This is a genomic window from Achromobacter sp. DH1f (genome assembly GCF_000633435.1).
In the GTDB taxonomy this organism is placed as follows: domain Bacteria; phylum Pseudomonadota; class Gammaproteobacteria; order Burkholderiales; family Burkholderiaceae_B; genus Achromobacter; species Achromobacter deleyi.
On the sequence record NZ_AYMF01000006.1, the window covers coordinates 469,155 to 489,349 of the forward strand.

Annotated in this window: 20 protein-coding genes; 7 read left to right on the top strand and 13 right to left on the bottom strand. The window is 67.1% G+C overall.

What is annotated here, in order from left to right:
* Nucleotides 1–136: 136 nt before the first annotated feature.
* Together U858_RS0104945 and U858_RS0104950 are read right to left on the bottom strand one after the other, a co-directional pair.
* Nucleotides 137–1,045: a DNA/RNA non-specific endonuclease gene (locus U858_RS0104945; protein WP_081821537.1), complete on the bottom strand. Its 909-nt coding sequence runs from the start codon at nt 1,043–1,045 to the stop codon at nt 137–139.
* Nucleotides 1,046–1,182: 137 nt separating this feature from the next.
* A complete protein-coding gene (locus U858_RS0104950; protein ID WP_025136080.1) occupies nt 1,183–2,082 on the bottom strand; it encodes a LysR family transcriptional regulator in 900 nt (299 codons plus the stop codon).
* A 277-nt stretch (nt 2,083–2,359) separates the two neighbouring features.
* Here U858_RS0104950 and U858_RS0104955 point away from each other — a divergent pair, with 277 nt between their 5' ends.
* Together U858_RS0104955 and U858_RS0104960 are read left to right on the top strand one after the other, a co-directional pair.
* Entirely contained in the window at nt 2,360–3,277 is a 918-nt protein-coding gene (locus U858_RS0104955) for an aromatic alcohol reductase (RefSeq protein ID WP_029953542.1), read from the top strand.
* A gap of 191 nt (nt 3,278–3,468) precedes the next feature.
* Nucleotides 3,469–3,948: a VOC family protein gene (locus U858_RS0104960; protein WP_025136081.1), complete on the top strand. Its 480-nt coding sequence runs from the start codon at nt 3,469–3,471 to the stop codon at nt 3,946–3,948.
* An 11-nt stretch (nt 3,949–3,959) separates the two neighbouring features.
* Here the strand turns inward: U858_RS0104960 and U858_RS0104965 are convergent, their stop codons facing one another.
* Nucleotides 3,960–4,781 (bottom strand): hypothetical protein, encoded by an 822-nt coding sequence (locus U858_RS0104965; protein WP_025136082.1) that lies wholly within the window; start codon nt 4,779–4,781, stop codon nt 3,960–3,962.
* 201 nt (nt 4,782–4,982) lie between these two features.
* On the opposite strand from U858_RS0104965, the gene U858_RS0104970 reads away from it, so the two are divergent.
* Nucleotides 4,983–6,158, top strand: coding sequence for a diguanylate cyclase (locus U858_RS0104970; protein WP_025136083.1), 1,176 nt, complete (start codon nt 4,983–4,985; stop codon nt 6,156–6,158).
* Nucleotides 6,159–6,185: 27 nt separating this feature from the next.
* Here U858_RS0104970 and U858_RS0104975 read toward each other — a convergent pair whose 3' ends face one another.
* A complete protein-coding gene (locus U858_RS0104975) occupies nt 6,186–7,979 on the bottom strand; it encodes a hypothetical protein (RefSeq protein ID WP_025136084.1) in 1,794 nt (597 codons plus the stop codon).
* A gap of 54 nt (nt 7,980–8,033) precedes the next feature.
* Nucleotides 8,034–9,074: a porin gene (locus tag U858_RS0104980; RefSeq protein WP_025136085.1), complete on the bottom strand. Its 1,041-nt coding sequence runs from the start codon at nt 9,072–9,074 to the stop codon at nt 8,034–8,036.
* A 304-nt stretch (nt 9,075–9,378) separates the two neighbouring features.
* Here U858_RS0104980 and U858_RS0104985 point away from each other — a divergent pair, with 304 nt between their 5' ends.
* Nucleotides 9,379–10,368 (top strand): LysR substrate-binding domain-containing protein, encoded by a 990-nt coding sequence (locus U858_RS0104985; RefSeq protein WP_025136086.1) that lies wholly within the window; start codon nt 9,379–9,381, stop codon nt 10,366–10,368.
* Here the strand turns inward: U858_RS0104985 and U858_RS0104990 are convergent.
* From U858_RS0104990 to U858_RS0105015, 6 genes are all read right to left on the bottom strand, one after another.
* Nucleotides 10,362–11,348: a tripartite tricarboxylate transporter substrate binding protein gene (locus U858_RS0104990; RefSeq protein WP_025136087.1), complete on the bottom strand. Its 987-nt coding sequence runs from the start codon at nt 11,346–11,348 to the stop codon at nt 10,362–10,364. The two genes, U858_RS0104985 and U858_RS0104990, sit on opposite strands and share 7 nt — an antisense overlap.
* Before the next feature lie 46 nt (nt 11,349–11,394).
* A complete protein-coding gene (locus U858_RS0104995) occupies nt 11,395–11,979 on the bottom strand; it encodes a malonic semialdehyde reductase (protein ID WP_025136088.1) in 585 nt (194 codons plus the stop codon).
* 28 nt (nt 11,980–12,007) lie between these two features.
* Nucleotides 12,008–12,907 (bottom strand): dihydrodipicolinate synthase family protein, encoded by a 900-nt coding sequence (locus U858_RS0105000; protein WP_025136089.1) that lies wholly within the window; start codon nt 12,905–12,907, stop codon nt 12,008–12,010.
* 10 nt (nt 12,908–12,917) lie between these two features.
* Nucleotides 12,918–13,892 carry an alpha/beta hydrolase gene (locus U858_RS0105005; RefSeq protein WP_025136090.1) on the bottom strand — a complete coding sequence of 325 codons (975 nt, stop codon included), beginning with the start codon at nt 13,890–13,892 and terminating at the stop codon, nt 12,918–12,920.
* 13 nt (nt 13,893–13,905) lie between these two features.
* The gene (locus U858_RS0105010; RefSeq protein WP_025136091.1) at nt 13,906–14,475 is read right to left on the bottom strand and encodes a VOC family protein; all 570 of its coding nucleotides are present in this window, start codon (nt 14,473–14,475) and stop codon (nt 13,906–13,908) included.
* A gap of 77 nt (nt 14,476–14,552) precedes the next feature.
* A complete protein-coding gene (locus U858_RS0105015; RefSeq protein WP_025136092.1) occupies nt 14,553–15,479 on the bottom strand; it encodes a fumarylacetoacetate hydrolase family protein in 927 nt (308 codons plus the stop codon).
* Between the two features lie 169 nt (nt 15,480–15,648).
* Between U858_RS0105015 and U858_RS0105020 the strand changes: the two genes are divergently transcribed.
* Nucleotides 15,649–16,623, top strand: a complete 975-nt coding sequence (locus U858_RS0105020; protein ID WP_025136093.1) for an NAD(P)-dependent oxidoreductase — start codon at nt 15,649–15,651, stop codon at nt 16,621–16,623.
* 55 nt (nt 16,624–16,678) lie between these two features.
* Here the strand turns inward: U858_RS0105020 and U858_RS0105025 are convergent, their stop codons facing one another.
* Both U858_RS0105025 and U858_RS0105030 read right to left on the bottom strand, forming a co-directional pair.
* Nucleotides 16,679–17,152 carry a VOC family protein gene (locus tag U858_RS0105025; protein WP_025136094.1) on the bottom strand — a complete coding sequence of 158 codons (474 nt, stop codon included), beginning with the start codon at nt 17,150–17,152 and terminating at the stop codon, nt 16,679–16,681.
* Between the two features lie 50 nt (nt 17,153–17,202).
* The gene (locus U858_RS0105030; RefSeq protein ID WP_025136095.1) at nt 17,203–18,282 is read right to left on the bottom strand and encodes a porin; all 1,080 of its coding nucleotides are present in this window, start codon (nt 18,280–18,282) and stop codon (nt 17,203–17,205) included.
* A 412-nt stretch (nt 18,283–18,694) separates the two neighbouring features.
* Here U858_RS0105030 and U858_RS0105035 point away from each other — a divergent pair, with 412 nt between their 5' ends.
* Together U858_RS0105035 and U858_RS0105040 are read left to right on the top strand one after the other, a co-directional pair.
* Nucleotides 18,695–19,351 carry a GntR family transcriptional regulator gene (locus U858_RS0105035; RefSeq protein ID WP_029953547.1) on the top strand — a complete coding sequence of 219 codons (657 nt, stop codon included), beginning with the start codon at nt 18,695–18,697 and terminating at the stop codon, nt 19,349–19,351.
* A gap of 1 nt (nt 19,352) precedes the next feature.
* Nucleotides 19,353–20,189, top strand: a complete 837-nt coding sequence (locus U858_RS0105040) for a hypothetical protein (RefSeq protein ID WP_025136096.1) — start codon at nt 19,353–19,355, stop codon at nt 20,187–20,189.
* Nucleotides 20,190–20,195 lie beyond the last annotated feature (6 nt).

The window sequence follows — 20,195 nt, forward strand, 5'->3', positions numbered from 1 at the left end:
CGCAAATCATATCGCTGACTCGAATAACCCGTGTTGCCATATGTTTTCGAATACTAAAACCTGGTAATCAACGCTGAAGGTTGTTGATATTCGGCGCGGCAGCCCTGCATTGCCTACTGCGGCAGCCCTGCATTGCCTACTGCGGCAGTAACCGCATTCCCGTGCGTTTCACGAACTCTTCATAGCTGATCGGCGGGCCGGCCTTGGTGCTGGCGCTGTTGGCCTGCCAGTGCACCCACGACCGCCCGCTGGTGGCGTCGTACACCACTTTGTAGATATAGGTCGGCACGGCCACGCCCGATCCGATGGTCTTGGGCCGGTCGGCATAGACCGGCCCGGTGAACACGTACACGTCGCCCGCCGCCCGCATCACGTATTGGCGCGTGTCCTGTTCGATGCGGCTCCAGGGGCCGGCGTTGTGGGTCTGGTCCTGCGGCACCATGTTCGCCAGCGAAAAACTCTGCGCCATGGCTTCGGGCGTGGCCATGTCGCCAGCCGGCGCCATGTGGCCGCGCGAATAGCCCGATCCCCGGTAATCGTCCAGCTCGGACCGCTCGGCGCGCGGCAGCCGCGCGTCGGCGTAGAACTTGTCGGTGCGGTGCAGACCCTTGGCCTGCGCCAGGTTCTGCCGGTTCAGCCGTTCGGCCACGAACACGGGCGTCTTGGTCTGGCCATTGTGCAAAATCGCGAACGACGAAAAACACACCTCGCGCAGCCGCTGGCTGGCGGGCACCGCAGGCGGGCGCGCATTCGGGAAGAACTGCGGGCAGTCGGTAAAGGTGGTCTGCACCAGCGCCGAATTGGGCGTGGGCAAGGCAACTGGCGCCGTGCGCTCTTGCGACGGCCAGCCCAGTCGCGACAGCAGGTCGCTGGCCGATGCCGGCATCCGCCAGTGCGGATTGAGCATGTAGGTGGCGGCGCCGAAGCTGGCCAGCGAGGTCACGACCAGCGCCCGTAAAAAACGGGGAATGCGGCCGGCGGACCGGGAATTCGTTCGAGAGGGGGTGCTTCTCTTTCTGGGAGCGGGTTTCTTCGCGCGCGTCATGCTACCTGGGGCTACGGACCGGCCGCCAGAGGCAGCCAATGTGACCCCGGATTGTAGATGAGTGATGAATTTGTCACTTGGCGGCGAGCAAGCGACCGCGCCGCCGGCTTTGGCCGGGCCTCGGGTCTAGCGCCGAATCACGGTGTCAGTTCGGGCCGCGCGATCTCGATGACCCAGTCCACGAAGGTCTTGACCGCCGCCGTGGCGCGGGCCTGGGGGTAGACGATGGAAATCGGCACCGGTGCGCAGCGGGCATCGGCCAGTACTTCGCGCAGCCGTCCGCTGCGCAGGTAGACGGCCGCCGCCAGTTCCGACAGCTGGATCAGCCCCAGCCCTTCCAGCCCGCAGTGCAGATAGGCCTCGGTCTCGTTGACGGCGTAACGGCTGGGCAGGGCGACCGACATGGCCTTGCCCGCCACACGAAAGCGCCAGTCCAGCGGCCGGCCGGTGGCGTTGGACAGGTAGTTCACGACGCGGTGCGAGGCCAGCGCCGCCACCGATTCCGGTTCGCCAAAGCGTTTCAGGTACTTGGGCGACGCGCAGGTCAGCCAGGTCAGTTGGCCCAAGGGGCGCGCCACCAGCGTGGAATCGGCCAGCGCGCCGCTGCGGATCGCGCAGTCGATGCCTTCGTAGATCAGGTCCGCCGGCCGGTCGCTCAGGCCCAGCACCACTTCGATGTCCGGGTAGCGGGCTTCGAATTCAATCAGGCGCGGCACGACGATGGCGCGCCCGATGGTGCCCGGCATGTCGACGCGCACCCGGCCGCGCGGGGCCAGGGTGGCGGCGGACACGTCGTTTTCCGCGGCGGCAATATCGGCCAGGATGGCCTGGCAGGCCGCCAGATAACGTTCGCCCGCCTCGGTCAGGCTCAGGCTGCGAGTGCTGCGCCGTAGCAACGGCGTGCCCAGGTGGGCTTCCAGGTGCTTGATGACGGTGGTCACCGACGAACGCGGCATTGCCAGCGATTGCGCCGCGCGGCTGAAGCTGCGCGCCTCGACGACCCGCACGAACGTTGCCATCGCTTGAAGTTTGTCCATGGGCCATGCCTGCTGAAAGGGCGTGCGCCGACGGAGCGGCGCCTGCCGCTCGCCGAATGCGGCGGGGATGGCGCGATCTTAACAACGCCCCGGTTTTTACGGGCGGTTGGTCCCTGCGATGTGTATTCAAGCAGCGCGAACAATGGCTGGTGCGCGCGCTCCTACACTGGCCAGCCCATCACCGCCGCGTTGTGTCGCATCGCTCTGGCGATCGGCCGCAGGCTGCCTCCAACAGACCTCCGTCTTCACTCCATCGACTCATCCCTCGGGGACTCTCATGTTGAATCACACCACTATTCTCGTCCTGGGCGCCGGCCAGCTTGGCATGGCCATGCTGCGCGCCCTGGCGCCGCGGGCCCGCCAGGCCGGCGATGTTTCGTTGTCGGTGCTGCTGCGCCCGTCGTCCGCAGCCTCCGACGACCCGGCCCGCCAGCAAGACCTGGCCGAACTGCATGCGCTGGGCGTCGACCTCGTCCACGGCGACCTGGCCGAACAATCGGCCGCCGAGCTCGCCGCTACCTTCGGCCGTTTTCACACCGTGATCTCGTGCACGGGCTTTGTCGGAGGCCCCGGCGTGCAGCGCAAGATCGCGCGGGCCGCGCTGGATGGCGGGGTCAAGCGCTTCGTGCCGTGGCAGTTCGGGGTCGACTACGACGCCATCGGCCGGGGCAGTCCGCAGGACCTGTTCGATGAACAGCTGGACGTGCGCGACCTGCTGCGGGCGCAACAGGCCACCGAATGGATCATCGTGTCCACCGGCATGTTCACCAGCTTCCTGTTCGAACCTGCCTTCGGCGTGGTCGACCTGGCCGCCAACCGCGTCAACGCGCTGGGCAGCCTGGACACCGCCGTGACCCTGACCACGGCCGACGACATCGGCGCGTTGACGGCCGAGATCCTGTTCGCCCAGCCGCGCATCGCCAACCAGGCGGTGTTCGTGGCCGGCGATACGGTGACGTACCGCCAGGTGGCCGACGCGCTGGACCGCGTGCGCGGCGGCCAGGTCGAGCGCCACGAATGGACGGTGCCCGAACTGGAACGCCTGCTGGCTGCCGAGCCGGACAGCGCCATGCGCAAGTACCGTGCCGTGTTCGCCCAAGGGCGCGGCGTGGCCTGGGACAAGACCGAGACCTTCAATGCCCGGCACGGCATCCCCGTCACAAGCATGCAAGACTGGCTGCGCGCCAATGCCTAGGGCCTGTCACCCCTGAATCCAGCCTTGCACAGGCCGGTGATCGCCGGCCGCCAGGCCCGGACATTTGCCTACGCTTGGTAACGCCTGCCGGCCGGGGGCGCGCAGTATTCTCGACGACGCAGCCTTGTTCAAGCGGCCCGTGCCCGCCGACGCGTCGCAAGCCGCGATGCGTCATCGACAGGAGAACCCGAATGGTCAGCAAAAACACGATTTGCCTCTGGTATGACGGCGGCGCTCTGGAAGCCGCCCAGTTCTACGCCAAGACGTTTCCCGACAGCGCCGTGGGCCGGATCATGCGGGCCCCCAGCGATTTTCCATCCGGCAAGCGGGGCGACGTGCTGACGGTGGAATTCACGGTCATGGGCGTTGCGTGCCTGGGCCTGAACGGCGGCCCGGGTGTCAAGCACAACGAAGCCTTTTCGTTCCAGGTCGCCACCGACGACCAGGAAGAAACCGACCGCCTCTGGAATGCCATTGTCGGCAATGGCGGCAAGGAAAACGTCTGTGGCTGGTGCCAGGACAAATGGGGTTTGTCGTGGCAGATCACCCCGCGCGTGCTGACCGACGCCATCACCGACCCGGATCCGGGCGTGGCCCAGCGCGCCTTCGAGGCCATGATGCAGATGGGCAAGATCGACGTTGCCGCGATCGAGGCGGCGCGCCGGGGGTAGATCTTCTGGCGTTAGCGCTGGCGCGCTTCGTATTCGCTGCGGTTGAACAGCTCGAAATACAGCACGTCCGACCATTCCAGGCCCAGCGGATATTCCGTGGCGCCGCTGCGGGTGCTGTCGAATTCATTGTCCAGCCGCAGCCCGAACAGCACGTCCAGCGGTTCGGCGGCCTGCTGTACCGAGGCGCTTTTCAATTGGCGTGCGGCCTCGGCGATATCCGCAGGCAACGCGTCCAGCGCCGCGCCGGCATGCTGGCAGCGCGCCAGTTCCTGCTCGACGCTGGCCTTCAGTGCTGCCTCGCCAGACTCGCTCATGATGTCCAGTTCGATGGTTTCCAGCAGCAGGTATGCGTCCCGGTGCGCCTCGAGAAAGGCAAGGGTTTCGTCCATCGCCACCAGCAGGTTGGACGGCGGCGCGTACGATGTGGTGGCCGCCTGCACCGGAATCGACGAACCGGGTTTCTTGCCCGCCGAGAACAGGCGCTTGACGCGTTCCAGGAACGACACCGGTTGCGGCGCGGTCGGGGCCGGCGAGGCGGTGGGCAGCGGCACGGCCACCGCGACGCGCAGGATGTCCAGGAAGCGCTTGACCCGCTCGAAACCGGGTTCGAACGGGCTGCTGATGGCGTAGAGCCGGGTGCGGGAACCGGGCTCATCGTCGTCCAGGCCATCGGAAACGAGCGACGCGCACAGCTGCGGGTCGCCCGACATCAACAGGCGGTAGATGAACGGCACGTCGTAGGGCCATTCGGACAAACCCGAAATCGTCTCGGGCCGGTCGGCGTAGGACGTGGGGCGGTTGCTCAAGCTGTAGAGATACGAACGGTTGGCCATGGCGGCGGGAATCTCGCAAGCGTTGGGGACGCTAGTTGACCTCAATTCGCGCGCGGGCGGGGTGAAATTGCGGGTTTGCCTGCAAAAAATAGGGGCGTATCACCTTCGTGGTTCCCCGGACTCGTCACATCCGTGCGAAGGTTTTCCCCCTAAAATTGCGACTGCCGCCGCCTCTCCCGGCGCAAACCCTCCCTATTCGAGATGTACGTCGATCTCCTCACCCTGTATCTCATTACCATCGGAACGCTGCTGGCCAGCGCCGGCCTGACGTTCTGGGAGCATCGAACCCATCCCACTCGCAGTCGTTCGCTGCGCCTGCTGGCCGCGGGCTTTGCCACGCTGGCGGTCGGCTGTACCTCGGTGCTGTTTCGCGCCGACCTGCCTGCCGTGCTGGGCCCGGCCTTGAGCAACCTGGTCATCCTGAGCGGCTACCTGCTGGTGCTGAACAGCGTGGCCTCGCTGAGCGGGCGGCGTTACCGGGTCCGCGCCTTTGCCTTGCTGGCCGTCATGGCCCTGATCTGGCTGGTGGCCGGCGCGGGCGGGCAGGATCTGGTCTGGAAATACGTCAGCGCTTTTCCCATCGCCCTGGTCAGCGGCCTGACCGCGTGGGAACTATGGCGGTGCGATTCCCTGAAAGCCTTCAAGACCCGCTACATCGCCGTGGCGGTCGCGGGCATCCATGCGCTGATCTATCTGGGCCGGGCCTTCATCCTGCCCTGGTGGGTTGCGGCCCACGGCCCGGCGGCGCAACTGCTGGCCAGCAACATCACCATGTACGAAGGGGTGCTGTATTCGGTGATTCTGCCGATGACGCTGATCAAGCTCATCCGTGAAGAAACCTTGAGCCGGCTGGTGCTGGAATCCCAGACCGACTACCTGACCCGCCTGGGCAACCGCCGCTGGTTCTTCGAGCAGGGCGCGCGGGCCATCGACGACAGCGTCGCCCGCGGACCGGTGGCCGTGCTGGCGTTCGACCTGGACCAGTTCAAGGCCATCAACGACCGCTACGGCCACCAGACGGGCGACCACGTCCTGAAAGCGTTCGCGCAGATCGTGCGCGACGTGCTCGGCCCCGACGCCATCCTGGCCCGCATCGGCGGCGAGGAATTCGCCGCCTTGCTGTCGGGGGAAGCGGCCGGCCAGGCCCAGGCATTGGGCGAGGCCGCCGCCCGACGATTCGCCGACACGATCGCCGATCCGGCCAGCGGCCTGGGGCTGCGCGCCAGCGTCAGCATCGGGCTGGCGCGCTATGACCGTGATGCGCCGTCGCTGGCCGATGCGCTGGCGCGGGCCGACCAGGCCTTGTACCGGGCCAAGGCGCTGGGCGGCAACCGGCTGGAACCGGCGTTTGTGCTGGAAGCCGCGGCGGCGGATTAAGCACGGGGCCGCCGCAGCCTGCCCGGCTCAGCGCGCGGGCCAGGGCTTGTCGGCCATGCCCAGCTTCGGTTCCCCCAGCAAGGGCGTGGACAAGGCGTACGCGCCGTTCTCGGTAAAGGCCCAGATGATGTTGCGGTCGTACTCGGTGTAGATCGAGAACACGCCTTTGCCCAGGGTATAGACGGGCAGCTCGGACTCATCGGCCAGCGCGGGCACGAAGTACCCGGCGATGGTGGGCTTGGCGGGATCTTCCACATTGAAGATCTGCACCCCTGCGTTGTAGAACGAGTAGGGCACGATGCCCTGGCGCCACTGGCCCGGCTGGCCGATGGCGTTGGCGCGTTTCGGACCGAAGTTGCCGCCCCGCTGGCAGAAGCTGGTGAACGGCGCGCCGGCCGGCACTTCCGGTTGCGGCATCTTGGCCGCGACCTTCAGGTGCGAAGGGTCGCGGGCGTCGATGACGAAAATGTCCTTGTAGGGCTCATAGCAGTCGCGGTTCATCGGGTAGCCGTTGGCGAACACGTAGCCGGTGCGCGCGTACTGGCTGACGTCGGCATTGTCGAATTCGGTGCCGGCAAAGCTGGGCGCCGTGTTGACGCCGCTGAGCAATTTGGGCTTGGCGGGGTCCGACAGGTCGAAGGCGTACACGCCCAGGCCGCCCATGGCGCCGAAGCCGACCTTGCCGCCGTTTTCCAGCGGCTGCGACAGGAAGATGGGGTTGCGCGACCCCATCCAGGACGTGCGGTTGCCCGCCCGCGGATTCATCAGGTAGGCCTCTTCGTGTTCCTTGTCGCCCAGGATCTGGCCCGGCACGGCGATCTGCGATACGAACTTGGGATCGGCCGGATCGCTCATGTCCCAGACCTGGTAGCCGGGCGAATACAGGTAGTTCGGGTATTCGGTCAGGCCGTAGGTGTCGTCCGGCGCGGCCGACAGGATCATGTATTTGCCGCCGTAGTACTCCGGCGAATCCAGCGAACCGGACCCGCGCTGCTGGCCGACCGGCGCGTCCGGATGCTGGTAATCCGTGGTGCGGGTGGCGATCAGGCGCCACTGGCTGGGCAAGGGGCCGTCCATGACGAAGACCTTGAAGCCCTTGAGCGAGTTGTACTGGCGCTGCGCGGCGACCTTGTCGGGCTGCTCCAGCTTTTCGTTCATCAGGCCATAGCGGCCGATCTCGAACGAGGCGACCAGCACCGGCTTGCCCAGCTTCTTGCTCCAGGCGATGGTGGCGCCGCCCAGATAGTCCTGCACGGTATTCGGATCGTACTTTTCGCTGGACCCTTTCGGCCCCCATACGCCGCCCTTGGAATAGACGATCTTGCCGTGGGCCGGATCGGTGACATCCAGGATGCGCAGGTAGTCGCGGTCGTGCACGTACAGGTAGCGGCGGCCCTCGAAGTCGGCGATGTTGTTCCAGGCATGGAAAGGCGAACCCACGCCGGGGTAGAAGGCCAGCACCTTGACGTTCTTGGCGTAGCTTTGCTTGTCCCAGCTTGTCATTTCGCCGGGGAATTTCTGCCCGGTGTGCACTTCGGGCGTGGCCTTGGGCCAGATGAACTGGCCGGTCGCCGGGTCCATGCCGTAATCCACGCCGGGCTTTTGCGGCACGGGCCGGCGCTCGGGCGTCAGGCGCAACCATTGCGCCAGATAGGGGTCCTGCACATTGGGCGTACCGGGCGTGGCGGCCGGCGCAGCAGGCTTGTTCGGTGCGGCCGGCGCGGTCTGGGCGCAGGCCGGCAGCGCGGCGCCGGCCAGCAACAGCGAAGCGAAGGCCGGGCCCGCGAAACGGGCAGGCCAGTGGGGGCGGTGAATGGACATGCAATCTCCTTGGGGACGAGGACGCTCGCCGGATGCGGCAATGGCGGCGGGCATTCAGAAGGCGTGGCGGATGCCGACCTGGTAACCGGTCGGGTTCTGGCCGGCGTTGGGATAGTTCTGGAAGGTCACGGGATACGGCACGGGCGCGGCGCGGCGATGCTGCACATGGGCCACGCTGGCGTACAGGTCGGTGCGCTTGGACAGGCCGTGGATGAAACCCAGGACGAAACCGTTGGCGCTGGACAGGCTCTTGTTGTCGTCGTCGTGGCGGTGCACCACGCTGGCGTAGAGGCGGTTGCGGCCGTCGATGTTCCAGCGCGCGCCCAGCTGAACATCCCACCCGCTGGCGTTGAAGGCGGTGTAGGGTGGGTAGGCGTAATAGCCGTTGTAGGTATGGAAGATGAACGTGGGTTCGACCGAGCCGATGCGATAGACGGCCGAGAAATAGTTGTCGCGCGAGGAATGCACCTCGGACGAGCGGAAGATGTCGCGGGTGTATTGCTGCTCGCTGGCCACGCCCAGGAACAGCGGGCCTTCGCGGTATTCGAGGGCGGTGCTGATGAAGCGCCCGGCCTTGGAGCTGCCGCCTTCGCCGTTGGTCATCATGAGGCGCCCCGTGAGGCCATGGAACGCTGGCGTCTTGTACTGCACCGCGCCGTCCACCCGGTACGACGCATAGAAGAATTCCATGTTGTTGACCATGCTGAACTCGGCGGCCCAGCTCGGGTCGGCATAGCCGGCGATCCAGTACGACGGCGTGAACTGCCGGCCCAGCGTCAATTCGCCCCAGTCGCCTTTGAGCCCCACGAACGACTGGCGAAACTGCGCAGCCTGCTGGCCGTTGTTGGCCGAGAACATGGGTTCGATCGTGAACACGGCCTTGTTGCCGTCGCCCAGTTCTTCCACGCCGCTCAGGTTGAAGCGCGAATTGTTCAGGCCGCCGCTGGACATGCGCGTCGTCGAACCGGGGCCGGACGACTGCAGGTGCTTGATGTTCATGTCGACGTAGCCGGACAGCCAGACGCGGGTCTGGGCCTGCACGCTGGAACCTGCGCATAGCGCCACCACGGCCGCCAGTGCCGAAATCCTCTTCATTGGACTTTCCCCTCCTCGGTGAGCCGGTCCGGCCGCTTTGCGGTTCGGGCCTGTCGCTCGGGTCAACGTTGGACTTTTGTTGTATACATTTATTGATAAAAGTATACGAAGAGGGGGAATAGGTTTATTGAACTGTCTGCTTATAGTGACGGGCGATTTGGTTATAGCGGCCGTATTTCAAGATGTATACATCAGGGCCTTCCTGGATAGGCGCGGGGCGGCGAATGCACCAGAATCGCGGCAGGCCGCGAGCGGCCGGGCCGCGGGGCCTGTACCCTCGGGCTTTGGACAAGAGGAACCCACCATGCATGCCGCGGAAGCGCTTCCCTTGAATGACCTGTCGCTGATCCGCCGCTTGAAGCTGAACCAGCTGATGATCTTCGGGCGGGTGCTCGAAGCCGGCTCCGTGATCGGCGCGGCCCAGGAATTGCGGCTGTCGCAGCCGGCGGTGACCAAGGTCATCCAGGAACTCGAGGCCTGCTTCGACGGCCCGCTGTTCGAACGGTCGAACCGTGGCGTGGCGCCGACCGCGCTGGGCGCGCTGCTGGGCCGCCGGGTCAAGCTGCTGATGGCCGAATTGCGCGGCATGACCGACGAACTGAACGATTTCCGCCTGGGCGCCAGCGGCCACGTCACGGTGGGCACGCTGATCTCGGCGTCGGCCCGCCTGCTGCCCAACGCGATCGCGATGTTGAAGGCGCGTGCGCCCGGCGTATTGGTCACCGTGCGCGAAGGCGCCACCGCACACCTGTTTCCGGCGCTGGCCGCGGGCGACGTGGATATCGTCGTCGGCCGCCTGCCCGAACCCGAGCTGCCCCTGGCCAACGCCCATGCGCTCAGCCACCACGCGCTGTTTGACGAGGCCCTGTGCGTGGTGGTCGGCAAGGGCTATGGCCCGGCGGCCGACCGCGTCACGCATCTGGCCGAGCTGATCGGGTCGCCGTGGATCCTGCCCACGCCGGATTCGCCCGCGCGACTGGCGGCCGAGCACCTGTTTCGCGGTGCTGGCCTGCCGTTGCCCACGGACATCGTCGAATCGTTGTCGATCCTGACCAATATCGGTCTGTTGCTGCACACGCCGCACGTGGCGCTGATGCCGCGCGCCGCGGCCCGGCAGTTCTCGGATGCCGGTCTCTTGCGCATCCTGAACCTGCCCGAGACCGGCGCCTTCGGCACCGTGGGCTATTCGCTGCGCCTGAACCGCGAGCCCGGCGCCGCCTGCCAGACGTTCATTGCCTGCCTGCGCGAGGTGGCCGCGCCGCCGGGCGGCGGCGCGGCGGCGATGCGCTACTGAGGCTCGATGCCGGCGGCTTCGATCACCGGCTGCCAAAGCCCCTGTTCCGTCTTGATGCGGGTGGCGAAGGCGTCGCGCAGTTCGCCATAGGGTGTGATGCCGGCTTCTTCCAGCCGCGTGCGAAAGGCGGGGTCAGCGACGATGCGGCGGCCCTCGTCGGCCAGGCGGGCCAGCACCGCTTCGGGCATCCCCGTGGGGCCGACCAGGCCGTTCCAGGTTTCCACGACATGCCCGGGATAGGTTTCGGCAATGGCCGGCAGGTCGGGCAATTGCGCCAGCCGCTTGGCGCTGGACACCGCCAGCAGCGACAGCTTGCCGGTGGCCGCATGCGGCAGCACTTCGGACACGCTGGCGCTGTACAGGTCGATCTGCCCGGCCAGCACGTCCGCCAGCGCTTGCGCGCCGCCGCGGTACGGCACCATCGTCGCCTGCACCCCCGCACGCGTCAGGAAGAGCAGCGCCGACAGGTGCGTCAGCCCGCCGGTGCCGGCGTGGCCCACGTTCAGGGCGCCGGGGTTGGCGCGGCCGTAGTCCACCAGGTCGGCCAGCGTCTTGAAGCCGTGGCGGGCGCTGGCCGCCAGCACGAACGGGTTGCCGCCCACATTGATGATGGGCGCGAAATCGCGGATGGGGTCGTAGCGGATCTTGTTGGTCATGGGCGCCGTGACGATCTGCGTCATGGTCGACATGAACAGGGTCTGGCCGTCGGCCTTGGCCCGCGCCACGTATTCGGCCGCGATCAGGCCGCCCGCGCCGCCGCGGTTGTCCACGATGAACGGCTTGCCGATGCGCTGGCCCAGCTTCTCGGCCATCATGCGCGCGATCAGGTCGGTGTTGCCGCCGGGCGAGAACGGCACCACGATGGTGACGGGCCGGTTGGGCCAGCTGTCTTCGGCCCGCGCCACGAAGGGCGCGCCGGCCAGCAGGGTCATCGCGCCCAGGCTGAAGCGCCGCCTGGCCGGGTTGATGGGGGTTGTCATGATGTCTCCTCGTTTTCTAGGTATGCGCCCGGCGTTGCCGGGTCGGTCATGCAATCCGGCAGGCCTGGGCGAAGTCCAGCCGCGGCAAGCGCGCAAAGAGCTTGTCGGGATCTCCTTTGCCCAGGTTGCACAGGAAATTCACGCGCCAGGTGCTGTCGGCAAAGAACGCCTGGTTCACGGCGTTGGCGTCGAAGCCGGACAGCGGCCCGCAGTCCAGGCCCAGGGCGCGCGCGGCCAGGATCAGGTAGCCGCCTTGCAGCGAACTGTTGCGCAGCGCGGTTTCCTCGGCCAGCGCCGCATTCGCCGCATAGGCGTCGTACTGCGATGGCCGATGCGGAAACAGCGTTTCGCCCCACTGGTGAAAGGCGCTGTCGTACGCAACGATGGCCGTGACGGACGCGCCCAGCACCTTGGCCACGTTGGCGGGTGCCAGCGCCGGCACGAGCCGGGCCTTGGCCTCGGCAGTCTTGACGAACACCAGCCGCATGGGGCTGGTGTTGGCGCTGGTGGGGCCGTGGCGCACCAGTTCGTACAGGGCGTGAAGCTCGGCGTCGGTGATGTCGCGGGGCAGCCAGCCGTTGTGGCTGCGCGCCTGACGGAACAACTGATCCAGCGTGCTGGATTCGTTCATGTGCGGCCTCCTTGGCAGACGCCGGCCGTCATGCCTGCAGCGCCGGCAACGCCGCGCGCATGCGGGCTTCGACCTGCGCGGCGGTGTCGACATCCAGCGGCACCAGCGGCGCACGCACGTGGCGCCAGCCGTCGTCGCCCGTCAACAGTGACAGGGTGTGCTTGACGGCCGCCACCATCGGGAACTGCTCGGCGGTCTTGCGTACCGCCGTGATGCGGTCGCCCAGGTGCGCGGCTTGCTCGGGTGAGCCGTAGGCCAGCGCAATGTCGCGTGCATTGATATTGTTGGTGGCCGAAATGCAGCCCGCCGCGCCCCGTTCCAGGCTGCGCAGCATCAGCACTTCGGATGCCGGGAAAATCGACAGCTGCGGAAAACGCGCCAGCATGGCGGTCAGGTTGTCCCAGTCGCCCGAGCTGTCTTTCACGCCGACGATGTGCTGCGGGTACGCCGCCGCCAGCCGCTCGATCAGCGGCAGGGTGATGGCAACGCCCGAGACGGCGGGGATGTGATACAGCACGATGCGCAGGGCGGGGTTGTCCACCCGCTCGATCAATTGCCGGTAATAGGCAAACACGCCGTCTTCCTGCACGTTCTTGAAGAAGTAGGGCGGCAGCACCAGCGTGCCGGCGCAGCCCCGTTCCAGGGCATGGCGTGTCAGGACGACGGCGTCGTCGACCGCGCAGCAGCCCGTGCCGACCAGGATGCGGTCGGGGGCGATGCCCGCGTCGATCACGGCATCGACCAGCGACATGCGTTCGTCAAAGGTTTCCGAGCAGGCCTCGCTGTTGGTGCCGGAAATCGCCAGGCCGGCGCCATCGGCGACCAGTTGCTTGCAGTGCGCGACGAACGCGGGCAGGTTCAGTGAAGCGTCCGCGCGAAACGGACTGACCACGGGCGCGAACACGCCGCGCAGCGAAGGATGTGACATGGAAGGTTCCTCAGGATGAACGGCCCGGCGCCGGGGCAGCGGGAGCGGTGATGGGCAAGGGGCCGGCATGCATGGCGACGAAATCGAGCAGCGCGGCGGCAAAGGCGCCGTCGGCGCTGCCCAGGTGCGCCACCACGGATGTGTGGTTGTGTCCGGGCACCTGGACGATGCGAGGCATCCGCCCGGCGGCGGCGACGCGCGCCGCGTATTGCAGCGCGTAGCGATCCAGGTAAGGGTTTTCGTATTCGGCGATCGCGATCAGCAGCGGCACGGCCATGGCCTCGGCATGCGCCATCGGGGCATGGCGCCGCTGCAACGCGGGGTCCGGGCCGTAATAGGCCACCACGCCGGCGGCGTTGGGGTTGCCGGGCAGGGTGTCGGCCTCCAGGCGGGCGCTGATCAGCGCCGCGCCGGCCACGCCTTCTGCCTGGCCCCGGTAGCGCGGGGCGGTCAGGAAGGTGGCGACGTGGCTGCCGCCGGCCGAGTGGCCGATCAGCACGATGCGCCGCGGGTCGCCGCCCCAGGCCGCGGCATGCCTGCGCAGCCAGTCCACCGCCGCGGCCACGTCGTCGGCGCCGGCCGGGTAGGGCGCTTGCGGCGCCAGACGGTATTCCACGTTGACGCCGACGCAGCCGGCGCGTGCGAACAGCCTGGGCACGTTGGCGTAGATGTGCGGCGTGGCGTCCTTGCTGCCGCGCAGGAACGCGCCGCCATGCACGAAGGCCACGATGGGCCGCGCCGCGCCGTCGGCTGCGGCCGGCAGGTATAGGTCAAGCTGCTGGCGCGGATCGTCGCCATACGCCTGCGCGGGCAACGTGCGCAGGCCGTCCGCGGGCAGGCCATCATGGACGGCGTCGTAGATCTCGCAGACCTGGCGCCGGTTGCCCTGGATGTCGCTGGCCCAGGCCGGGCCCAGGGCCAGCATGGCGGCACGCTGCGCGTCGTCCAGCCCGGGAAACGGCGCGTGCAGGAAGGGGAATGTCATCGCGCGCCTCGGCTCATTCGGGCTTGTCTTTCTTGCCTGGCGCGGGCCGGCCTTCCTTGGCCGCCAGAATCGCCGGCGACGGCTGCACCACGAAATGCGCCAGGCGGTGCCGGTCGAACGATTCGAGGTCGCGGGCCCAGGTCTGCGGTTCGTGTTCGGCGCTGGTCGGTATCTGCTCCATGTCGGTGTAGATCTCGACGTTGTTGCCGTCCGGGTCCTTGAACACCAGGAACCAGTTGCTGCCGGGGCCGTGCTGCCCGATGCCGCGCTCGATCTCTACGCCCAGCGCGCGCGCCACGTCCACCGCGCGCTTCATTTCGTCCAGCGATTCCACGTAGTACGAGAAATGCTCCAGCCCCGGGCGGGTGTAGCGCGGCAGGTCGTCGCGGTCGGGGGCGTCGGCCGGCAGGCGCGACAGGGCCAGGTCATGGTGGTCTTGCCCGGCGCGCAGGAAGACCATCTGGTCGGCGATGCGGTCCGATATCTTCAGGCCCATCACCTCGGTGTAGAAGCGCGTCGAGGCTTCCAGGTCACGCACCATCAGCACCAGGTGCCCGAGCTTGCGGGTCCGGATGGGTGCGATGGCCTTTGTGTCTACGGCATTCACGGTTGTCTCCTCGCGAGGCTGTCGGCCCCGTCGTTATCAGGTTGCGTAGCAAGCTACCGGCTTTCCAGCGCCACCGGGTTTTCGATGGTGCCGATGCCTTCTACCCAGGCCGTCATCGTATCGCCAGGCTTGAGATACACGCCGCGGCCCATGCCCACGCCGTCCGGGGTGCCGGTGGCGATCAGGTCACCGGGTTGCAGCGTCAGGATGCGCGACAGGTAGGCGATCTGCTCGGCCACCGAAAAGATCATCTGCGAGGTGTTGCCGTCCTGCATGGATTCGCCATTGACGCTCAGCGTCATGCGCAGGTTCTGCGGATCGGCGATGCAGCCGGCCGGCACCAGCCATGGCCCCATCGGCCCGAACGTGTCGAAGCTCTTGCCGCGAAACCAGTCGTGCTTGAAGGGGTAGTCGGTGCGGCGGTTGAGGTCGCGGGCGCTGATGTCGTTGAAGACCGTGTAGGCGGCAATGACCGACAGCGCGTCTTCCACCGACACATGGCGGCAGGTCTTGCCGATGATCACGCCCAGCTCCACTTCCCAGTCCAGTTTCTCGGTTTCAGGGGGCATCAGCACCGTGGCCTGGGTGGGAATGACGCTGCTCTGCGCCTTCATGAAGACGTAGGGCTGGCTTTCGGCGCGGGCGGCGAGCTGCGTGCCCATTTCGTCGGCGTGTTCGTAGAAATTCGAGGCCACCCCGAAGATGCGCCGCGGCCGATAGGGAATGGCGTAGGCCGCGCCGTCGATGGCGGCCACGCGGCCTTGGGCGGCCAGGCCACGAGCCTGTTCGGCCAGCGACGCCAGGCGCGGGGCGGTGGCATCCCAGTCGTCCAGCATGCCGTCCACGGCGGGCAGGTCGCCGGTCTGCCCGGCCTGGCTGGCACGGGCCAGTTGCGCCAGGTCATAGAGCGTGTTGTCAACCACCAGGCCGGGTTGTTGGACGCCGTTCAGTTCATAGGTTGCTAGGCCGTGCCAGATCACGGGGATCTCCTTGTTGTGATGATGAGGTGAAGCGGCGGTCTGCGTGTTCTCACTGCCGCCTTTGTGAATACTTTAAAGCTTACGTGTATACACGTCAAAGGATTTGTGATAATTTTTGCCCCCTCATCGTTTCACCCCCGTATCACTCCCTGAGGAGGCAAGCGCCGTCATGAACGGAACCCCGAAAGACCCGAACACCGACGCGGGCCACGCCGGCCCGCTGCACGTGCTGACCCGGCTGCCGCTGGACGCGGACTGGCTGGCCGCCGTGGCCCCCCGCTACCACGTGACCCCCTGGGCGCAGGCCGACGCCGACGTCCGCGCCCGCGCACGGGCGGTGGTCACCAATGGCTCGACCGGGCTCAGCGCCGACGAGCTGGCCACGCTGCCCGCGCTGCAGCTGGTGGCAAGCTTTGGCGCCGGCTACGAGAAAATCGACCTGCATGCCGCGCAGGCACGGCAGGTACGCGTTTGCCATGCGCCCGACGCCAACGGCCAGGTCGTGGCCGACCATGCGCTGACCCTCATGCTGGCGCTGGCGCGCGGCATCCCGGCGCTGGACCGCGGCGTCAAGGCCGGCGGCTGGGAAGCCCTGCGCGCGGCGCGGCCCGGCCTGCGCGGCAAGACGCTGGGCATTGTCGGCCTGGGCAATATCGGCCACCGGCTCGCCAGGCTGGGGGCGGCGGTGGGCATGCAGGTGGCCTACCTGTGGCATGAAGGCACGCAGGGCGGCGACGGCTACGCGCCGCATGGCGACGCGGTGTCGCTGGCCGCCGCGTCCGACGTGCTGGCCTTGACGTGCCCGGGCGGCCCGCAGACGCATCACCTGGTGAATGCCAGTGTGTTGCAGGCGCTGGGTCCGGCCGGCTTTCTGGTCAATGTGTCGCGCGGCACGGTCGTGGATACCGACGCGCTGATCGACGCGCTGGCGCGCGGCGTCATCGCCGGAGCCGCGCTGGATGTGCTGGAAACAGAGCCTGTCGTGCCGCAAGCCTTGCGCACGATGGACCAGGTCATCCTGACGCCGCACCTGGCGGGCCGTTCGCCGGAAACGCGCATGGCGCAGCACGCGGCGCTGGCCAGCAACCTGGATGGCTGGTTCGAGCGGGGCGCGCCCGCGCATCCCGTTCGCTTGCCCGCCTGATTGCAGGCAGGCAACCGGCGATGCCCCGGCGGGGCATCGCTGCGCAAGCGTGGCCTCAAAGGCCGTTGCGATCGGCTTTCAGGTCGGGGTTGCGCAGGGCCGGGCCGGCATCGCCGTCACCGCCCGCGCGGGACGCGCCGCCCCAGCCGTGGTCGGTCAGGTCGATGATGATGCCGTTCGGGTCGCGGTACTTCACTTCATAGAAGATGTTGCCCTTCACCGGCACCTCGCCCATGTAGTAGTTGCCGCCCGCGGCCTCGACCGTCTTGCGGGCTTCGGCGATATCTTCGACCCAGACGCCGATATGGTGCAGGCCGACGAAATCCTTGCCGCGGTCTTCGCCCGCCGCGTGGTCGCTCTTGTAGTTCAGCAGCGCGATGCTGATGGTGCCGTCGGTAAGGTACACGCCGCGCGCCAGCGACGAATCCGTTTCGCCGACCTTGCGAAAACCGAATGCGTTCTGATAGAACTCGGCGGCGGCCCAGGGGTCGGGCACGGACAGGGCGATGTGGCGCAGTTTGTTGCTCATGGAGATGCTCCTGGTTGGAACCGGGTGGATGAAAACGGTGGCGGGCGGCATCAGAACTTGTGCGTGATGCCCACCCCGAAAGCGGTCGCGGCGTCGCCCGCCGTCAGTTGCGGCAGCGGATTGCCGGACAGGTTGTAGCGAGCGGTCTCGCCGTTCACCAGCCGCGTGAACGACGTCCAGACCTCGGTGCGCTTGGACAGCGTGTAGCCGTAGCCCAGCGAGATCTGCCAGGCGCCGGATCCCGAGCCCGGCACGCCGATGCCGCCCACCGCCTTGGTGGTGTCCCCGTGCGCGTCGGCGCCGTAGGTGTAGGACGCGCGCAATTGATGCGGCCCGAAGCTCTGGGTGGCGGCCAGTTGCCAGGCATCGCGATATACCGACTGCCCTGGGGCGGGCTGGTAGCGCAGGCGTTCGTAGGCGCCGCGCAGCTTGGTGCCGCCAAAGGTGTAGGTCACGGCCAGGCGGTCGGCATGGTCTGCCGAGCCGTCGTAGAAGTAGTCGCGGTGGTACTCGTGGCCCCAGGCCACGAACCAGTCGCCGCTGGCGTAGCTGGCCAGCCCCGACCACGCCATGGGATTGCCCGTGGGCATGCGTTCGGGCAGCGTCACGCCCATCTTCAGGCTGAAGCCGCGCCAGTTTGGCGTGGCGTATTGGAAGAGGTTCTTCTGGCGCCGGTCGAACGAATGCGGCGCCACGCCATTGCCGGCGGTGGTGAAGCCGTTGCCCATGATCGAGTTCGACGCGAACACGCCGGCCGTGAACGGGTCCACCGTATAGACCGATGCAAAGCGCAGCGGCATTTCCCATTGCCCCATCAGGAACTCGCCCCAGGGGCCGCGCAGCCCCAGCCCGGAATTGCGGTCGGAGATTTCCGACGTGCCGGTGCCGGTCATGCGCAGATTGGTTTCGATCTGGAAGAACGCTTCAAGATCGCCGCTGATTCTTTCCTGGCCGCGAAAGCCCAGCACCGACAGGTCGTTCACCAGCCGGGTCAGGGATTCAGAGCGGCCATTGCCCGACAGCCTGACCGTTTCCACGTCTTCCTTGATGAAGCCGTAGATCTGCACGCTGCTGTCGGGCTGGGCCAGCGCAGGGCTTGCGGCGCTGGCCGCCAGCACGGCGGCGGCCACCCGCCCTCGGTGGGGCCGGCGCGCGGTGCGCGAACCCGATCTTGTGACGCCCCTGAAAACGGCTGAAGTCGATGCCATGTGGTTGGTCTCCCCTTGTCCTGTTTAAGGTACATAATTTTCTCAAAGTGTACATTGTTATTGATGTGTATACACAAAGGATTTTTGGGATTTCTAGATCACATGCAGGGGAAGCGGGCCTGTGATGAGGAAAATCCCTGGAAAGACGTGACGGAAACGGCCGGAACGGGCGTGCCTGTCCAAGGCGGACACGAAGTTGTGTTCACTCAATGTGTACAAAAATAGGGATATGCACTCAGATGGCGTCGTTGAAATATTTTTGGCCAGAAATCAGGCCAAAAAATGGGGGCGTGTATAATTTTTGCCACTCCCGACACTGATTCGAAGGACATTAGTGCCAACCATCGCCGCCCAAATCAGCCAACAGCTCGCCGAAGACATCATCTCCGGCCTCCTGCCACCCGGTGAGAAGCTCGAAGAGCCCGCTCTGGCGCAACGATTCCAGGTGTCGCGCACACCCGTCCGCGAAGCATTGCGGTTGCTGGACGCGCGTGGCCTGATCGAACTGGTGCCGCGCCGCGGAGGCGTCGTCATCAACACCAGCCCCGACCAGTTGGCCGACATGCTCGAAGCCCTGTGCGAACTGGAATCGCTCTGTTGCCGCATCGCCACGCAGCGCATGAGCGCCATGCAGCGCCGCCAGCTGGAACTGCTGCACGAAGAGGCCGAGTCGGTGGCCGACAAGCGCGACGCCGAGGCCTATCTCGAACTGAACTCGCGCTTTCACCAACTGATCTGCCAGGGCACCCAGAACGCCACGCTGGTTGCCGCCGTCGAAAGCCTGCGCGAACGGCTGGCGCCGTTCCGCGCTGCGCAATCCGGGGTCGAGCGCCGCTTCGAGGTCTCGCACCGCGAACACCAGAAAATCGTCGAAGCCATTCTGGCCGGCCAGCCGGAACAGGCTTACCTGGCCATGCGCAGCCACACCACGCGCCTGACGCTCAACGTCATGGAACTCATCCAGGCCCAGCGCGCGGGCAAGGCGGCGTAGCTTGCCGGCTGAACGCGAGGGCTTCTGGTTCGATGCGCCGGACGCATCGCTTTGCCTGAATCGATCGGGCCACCGGGTCAGCCTGGCGCAGGCCGTGCCGCCCTGGATGGTGGTCGAGCAGTCGGTGGCCGGCATCACGATCGGCAGCCGCTGGCCCGGCCGTCTGTGGCGGGTGCGGGTGACGCAGTTGGGCGATATGTCGGGTCTGGTGGCGCAGCCTGGTTACTGGCGCGCCGCCGCGATCGAACTGCTCGAGGAATTGCCCGTCTCGACGTTGTTCGGCCCGCAGGGCGGGCCGGTGGTCAGCCTGCTTGAGCGGATACGCCACCTGTCGCGCCCGCAGGCCGAGCAACTTGCGGCTGGCGTGCCGCCGCAGGCGTGGCGGGCCTGGGGCCGCGCCTGGGTGCGCTGGTCTGCCGATGATGGCGCCGCGCCATCCGGGTACGCCTCCGGCGCCGATACGTCGTCCGGATCGCCTTCCGGCGCCGCGCCCGAGACCGATGGCGCCCTGCAAGCCTGGGACGGCGTGCTCTCGGCCACGCGTCGCCTCGACAAGCAACGTTCGCCCATCCACGCCGGCTTTCTGCTGATACACACGCTGGTGCGCGAACGCGCCCAGGCGCTGGACGGCGACGCCGCTTTCGAGCTGATCGAAGACGACGGTGAAATCGAACAATGGCTGGCGCCGATGTGGCGCGATGTCAGCGATGCCTGCCTGTACGCCGCCATGGCGCTGGGCGGCGCGCAGTGGGTCGCCCATGGGCAGGCCGCGGTGTTGACGCACGCCTGGCGCGGCGTGTTCGGCGATTCCGTGGATGCGCCGGCCACGGCCGGATAGGCCGCC

Bases quoted from the DNA above. Each gene is read 5' to 3' on its own strand.
- U858_RS0105020 (WP_025136093.1), top strand. From the start codon at position 15,649: ATGAACGGAACCCCGAAAGACCCGAACACCGACGCGGGCCACGCCGGC.
- U858_RS0104970 (WP_025136083.1), top strand. From the start codon at position 4,983: ATGTACGTCGATCTCCTCACCCTGTATCTCATTACCATCGGAACGCTG.
- U858_RS0104950 (WP_025136080.1), bottom strand. From the start codon at position 2,082: ATGGACAAACTTCAAGCGATGGCAACGTTCGTGCGGGTCGTCGAGGCG.
- U858_RS0104965 (WP_025136082.1), bottom strand. From the start codon at position 4,781: ATGGCCAACCGTTCGTATCTCTACAGCTTGAGCAACCGCCCCACGTCC.
- U858_RS0104945 (WP_081821537.1), bottom strand. From the start codon at position 1,045: ATGACGCGCGCGAAGAAACCCGCTCCCAGAAAGAGAAGCACCCCCTCT.
- U858_RS0104980 (WP_025136085.1), bottom strand. From the start codon at position 9,074: ATGAAGAGGATTTCGGCACTGGCGGCCGTGGTGGCGCTATGCGCAGGT.
- U858_RS0104955 (WP_029953542.1), top strand. From the start codon at position 2,360: ATGTTGAATCACACCACTATTCTCGTCCTGGGCGCCGGCCAGCTTGGC.
- U858_RS0104975 (WP_025136084.1), bottom strand. From the start codon at position 7,979: ATGTCCATTCACCGCCCCCACTGGCCTGCCCGTTTCGCGGGCCCGGCC.
- U858_RS0104985 (WP_025136086.1), top strand. From the start codon at position 9,379: ATGCATGCCGCGGAAGCGCTTCCCTTGAATGACCTGTCGCTGATCCGC.
- U858_RS0104990 (WP_025136087.1), bottom strand. From the start codon at position 11,348: ATGACAACCCCCATCAACCCGGCCAGGCGGCGCTTCAGCCTGGGCGCG.
- U858_RS0105000 (WP_025136089.1), bottom strand. From the start codon at position 12,907: ATGTCACATCCTTCGCTGCGCGGCGTGTTCGCGCCCGTGGTCAGTCCG.
- U858_RS0105005 (WP_025136090.1), bottom strand. From the start codon at position 13,892: ATGACATTCCCCTTCCTGCACGCGCCGTTTCCCGGGCTGGACGACGCG.
- U858_RS0104995 (WP_025136088.1), bottom strand. From the start codon at position 11,979: ATGAACGAATCCAGCACGCTGGATCAGTTGTTCCGTCAGGCGCGCAGC.
- U858_RS0104960 (WP_025136081.1), top strand. From the start codon at position 3,469: ATGGTCAGCAAAAACACGATTTGCCTCTGGTATGACGGCGGCGCTCTG.
- U858_RS0105025 (WP_025136094.1), bottom strand. From the start codon at position 17,152: ATGAGCAACAAACTGCGCCACATCGCCCTGTCCGTGCCCGACCCCTGG.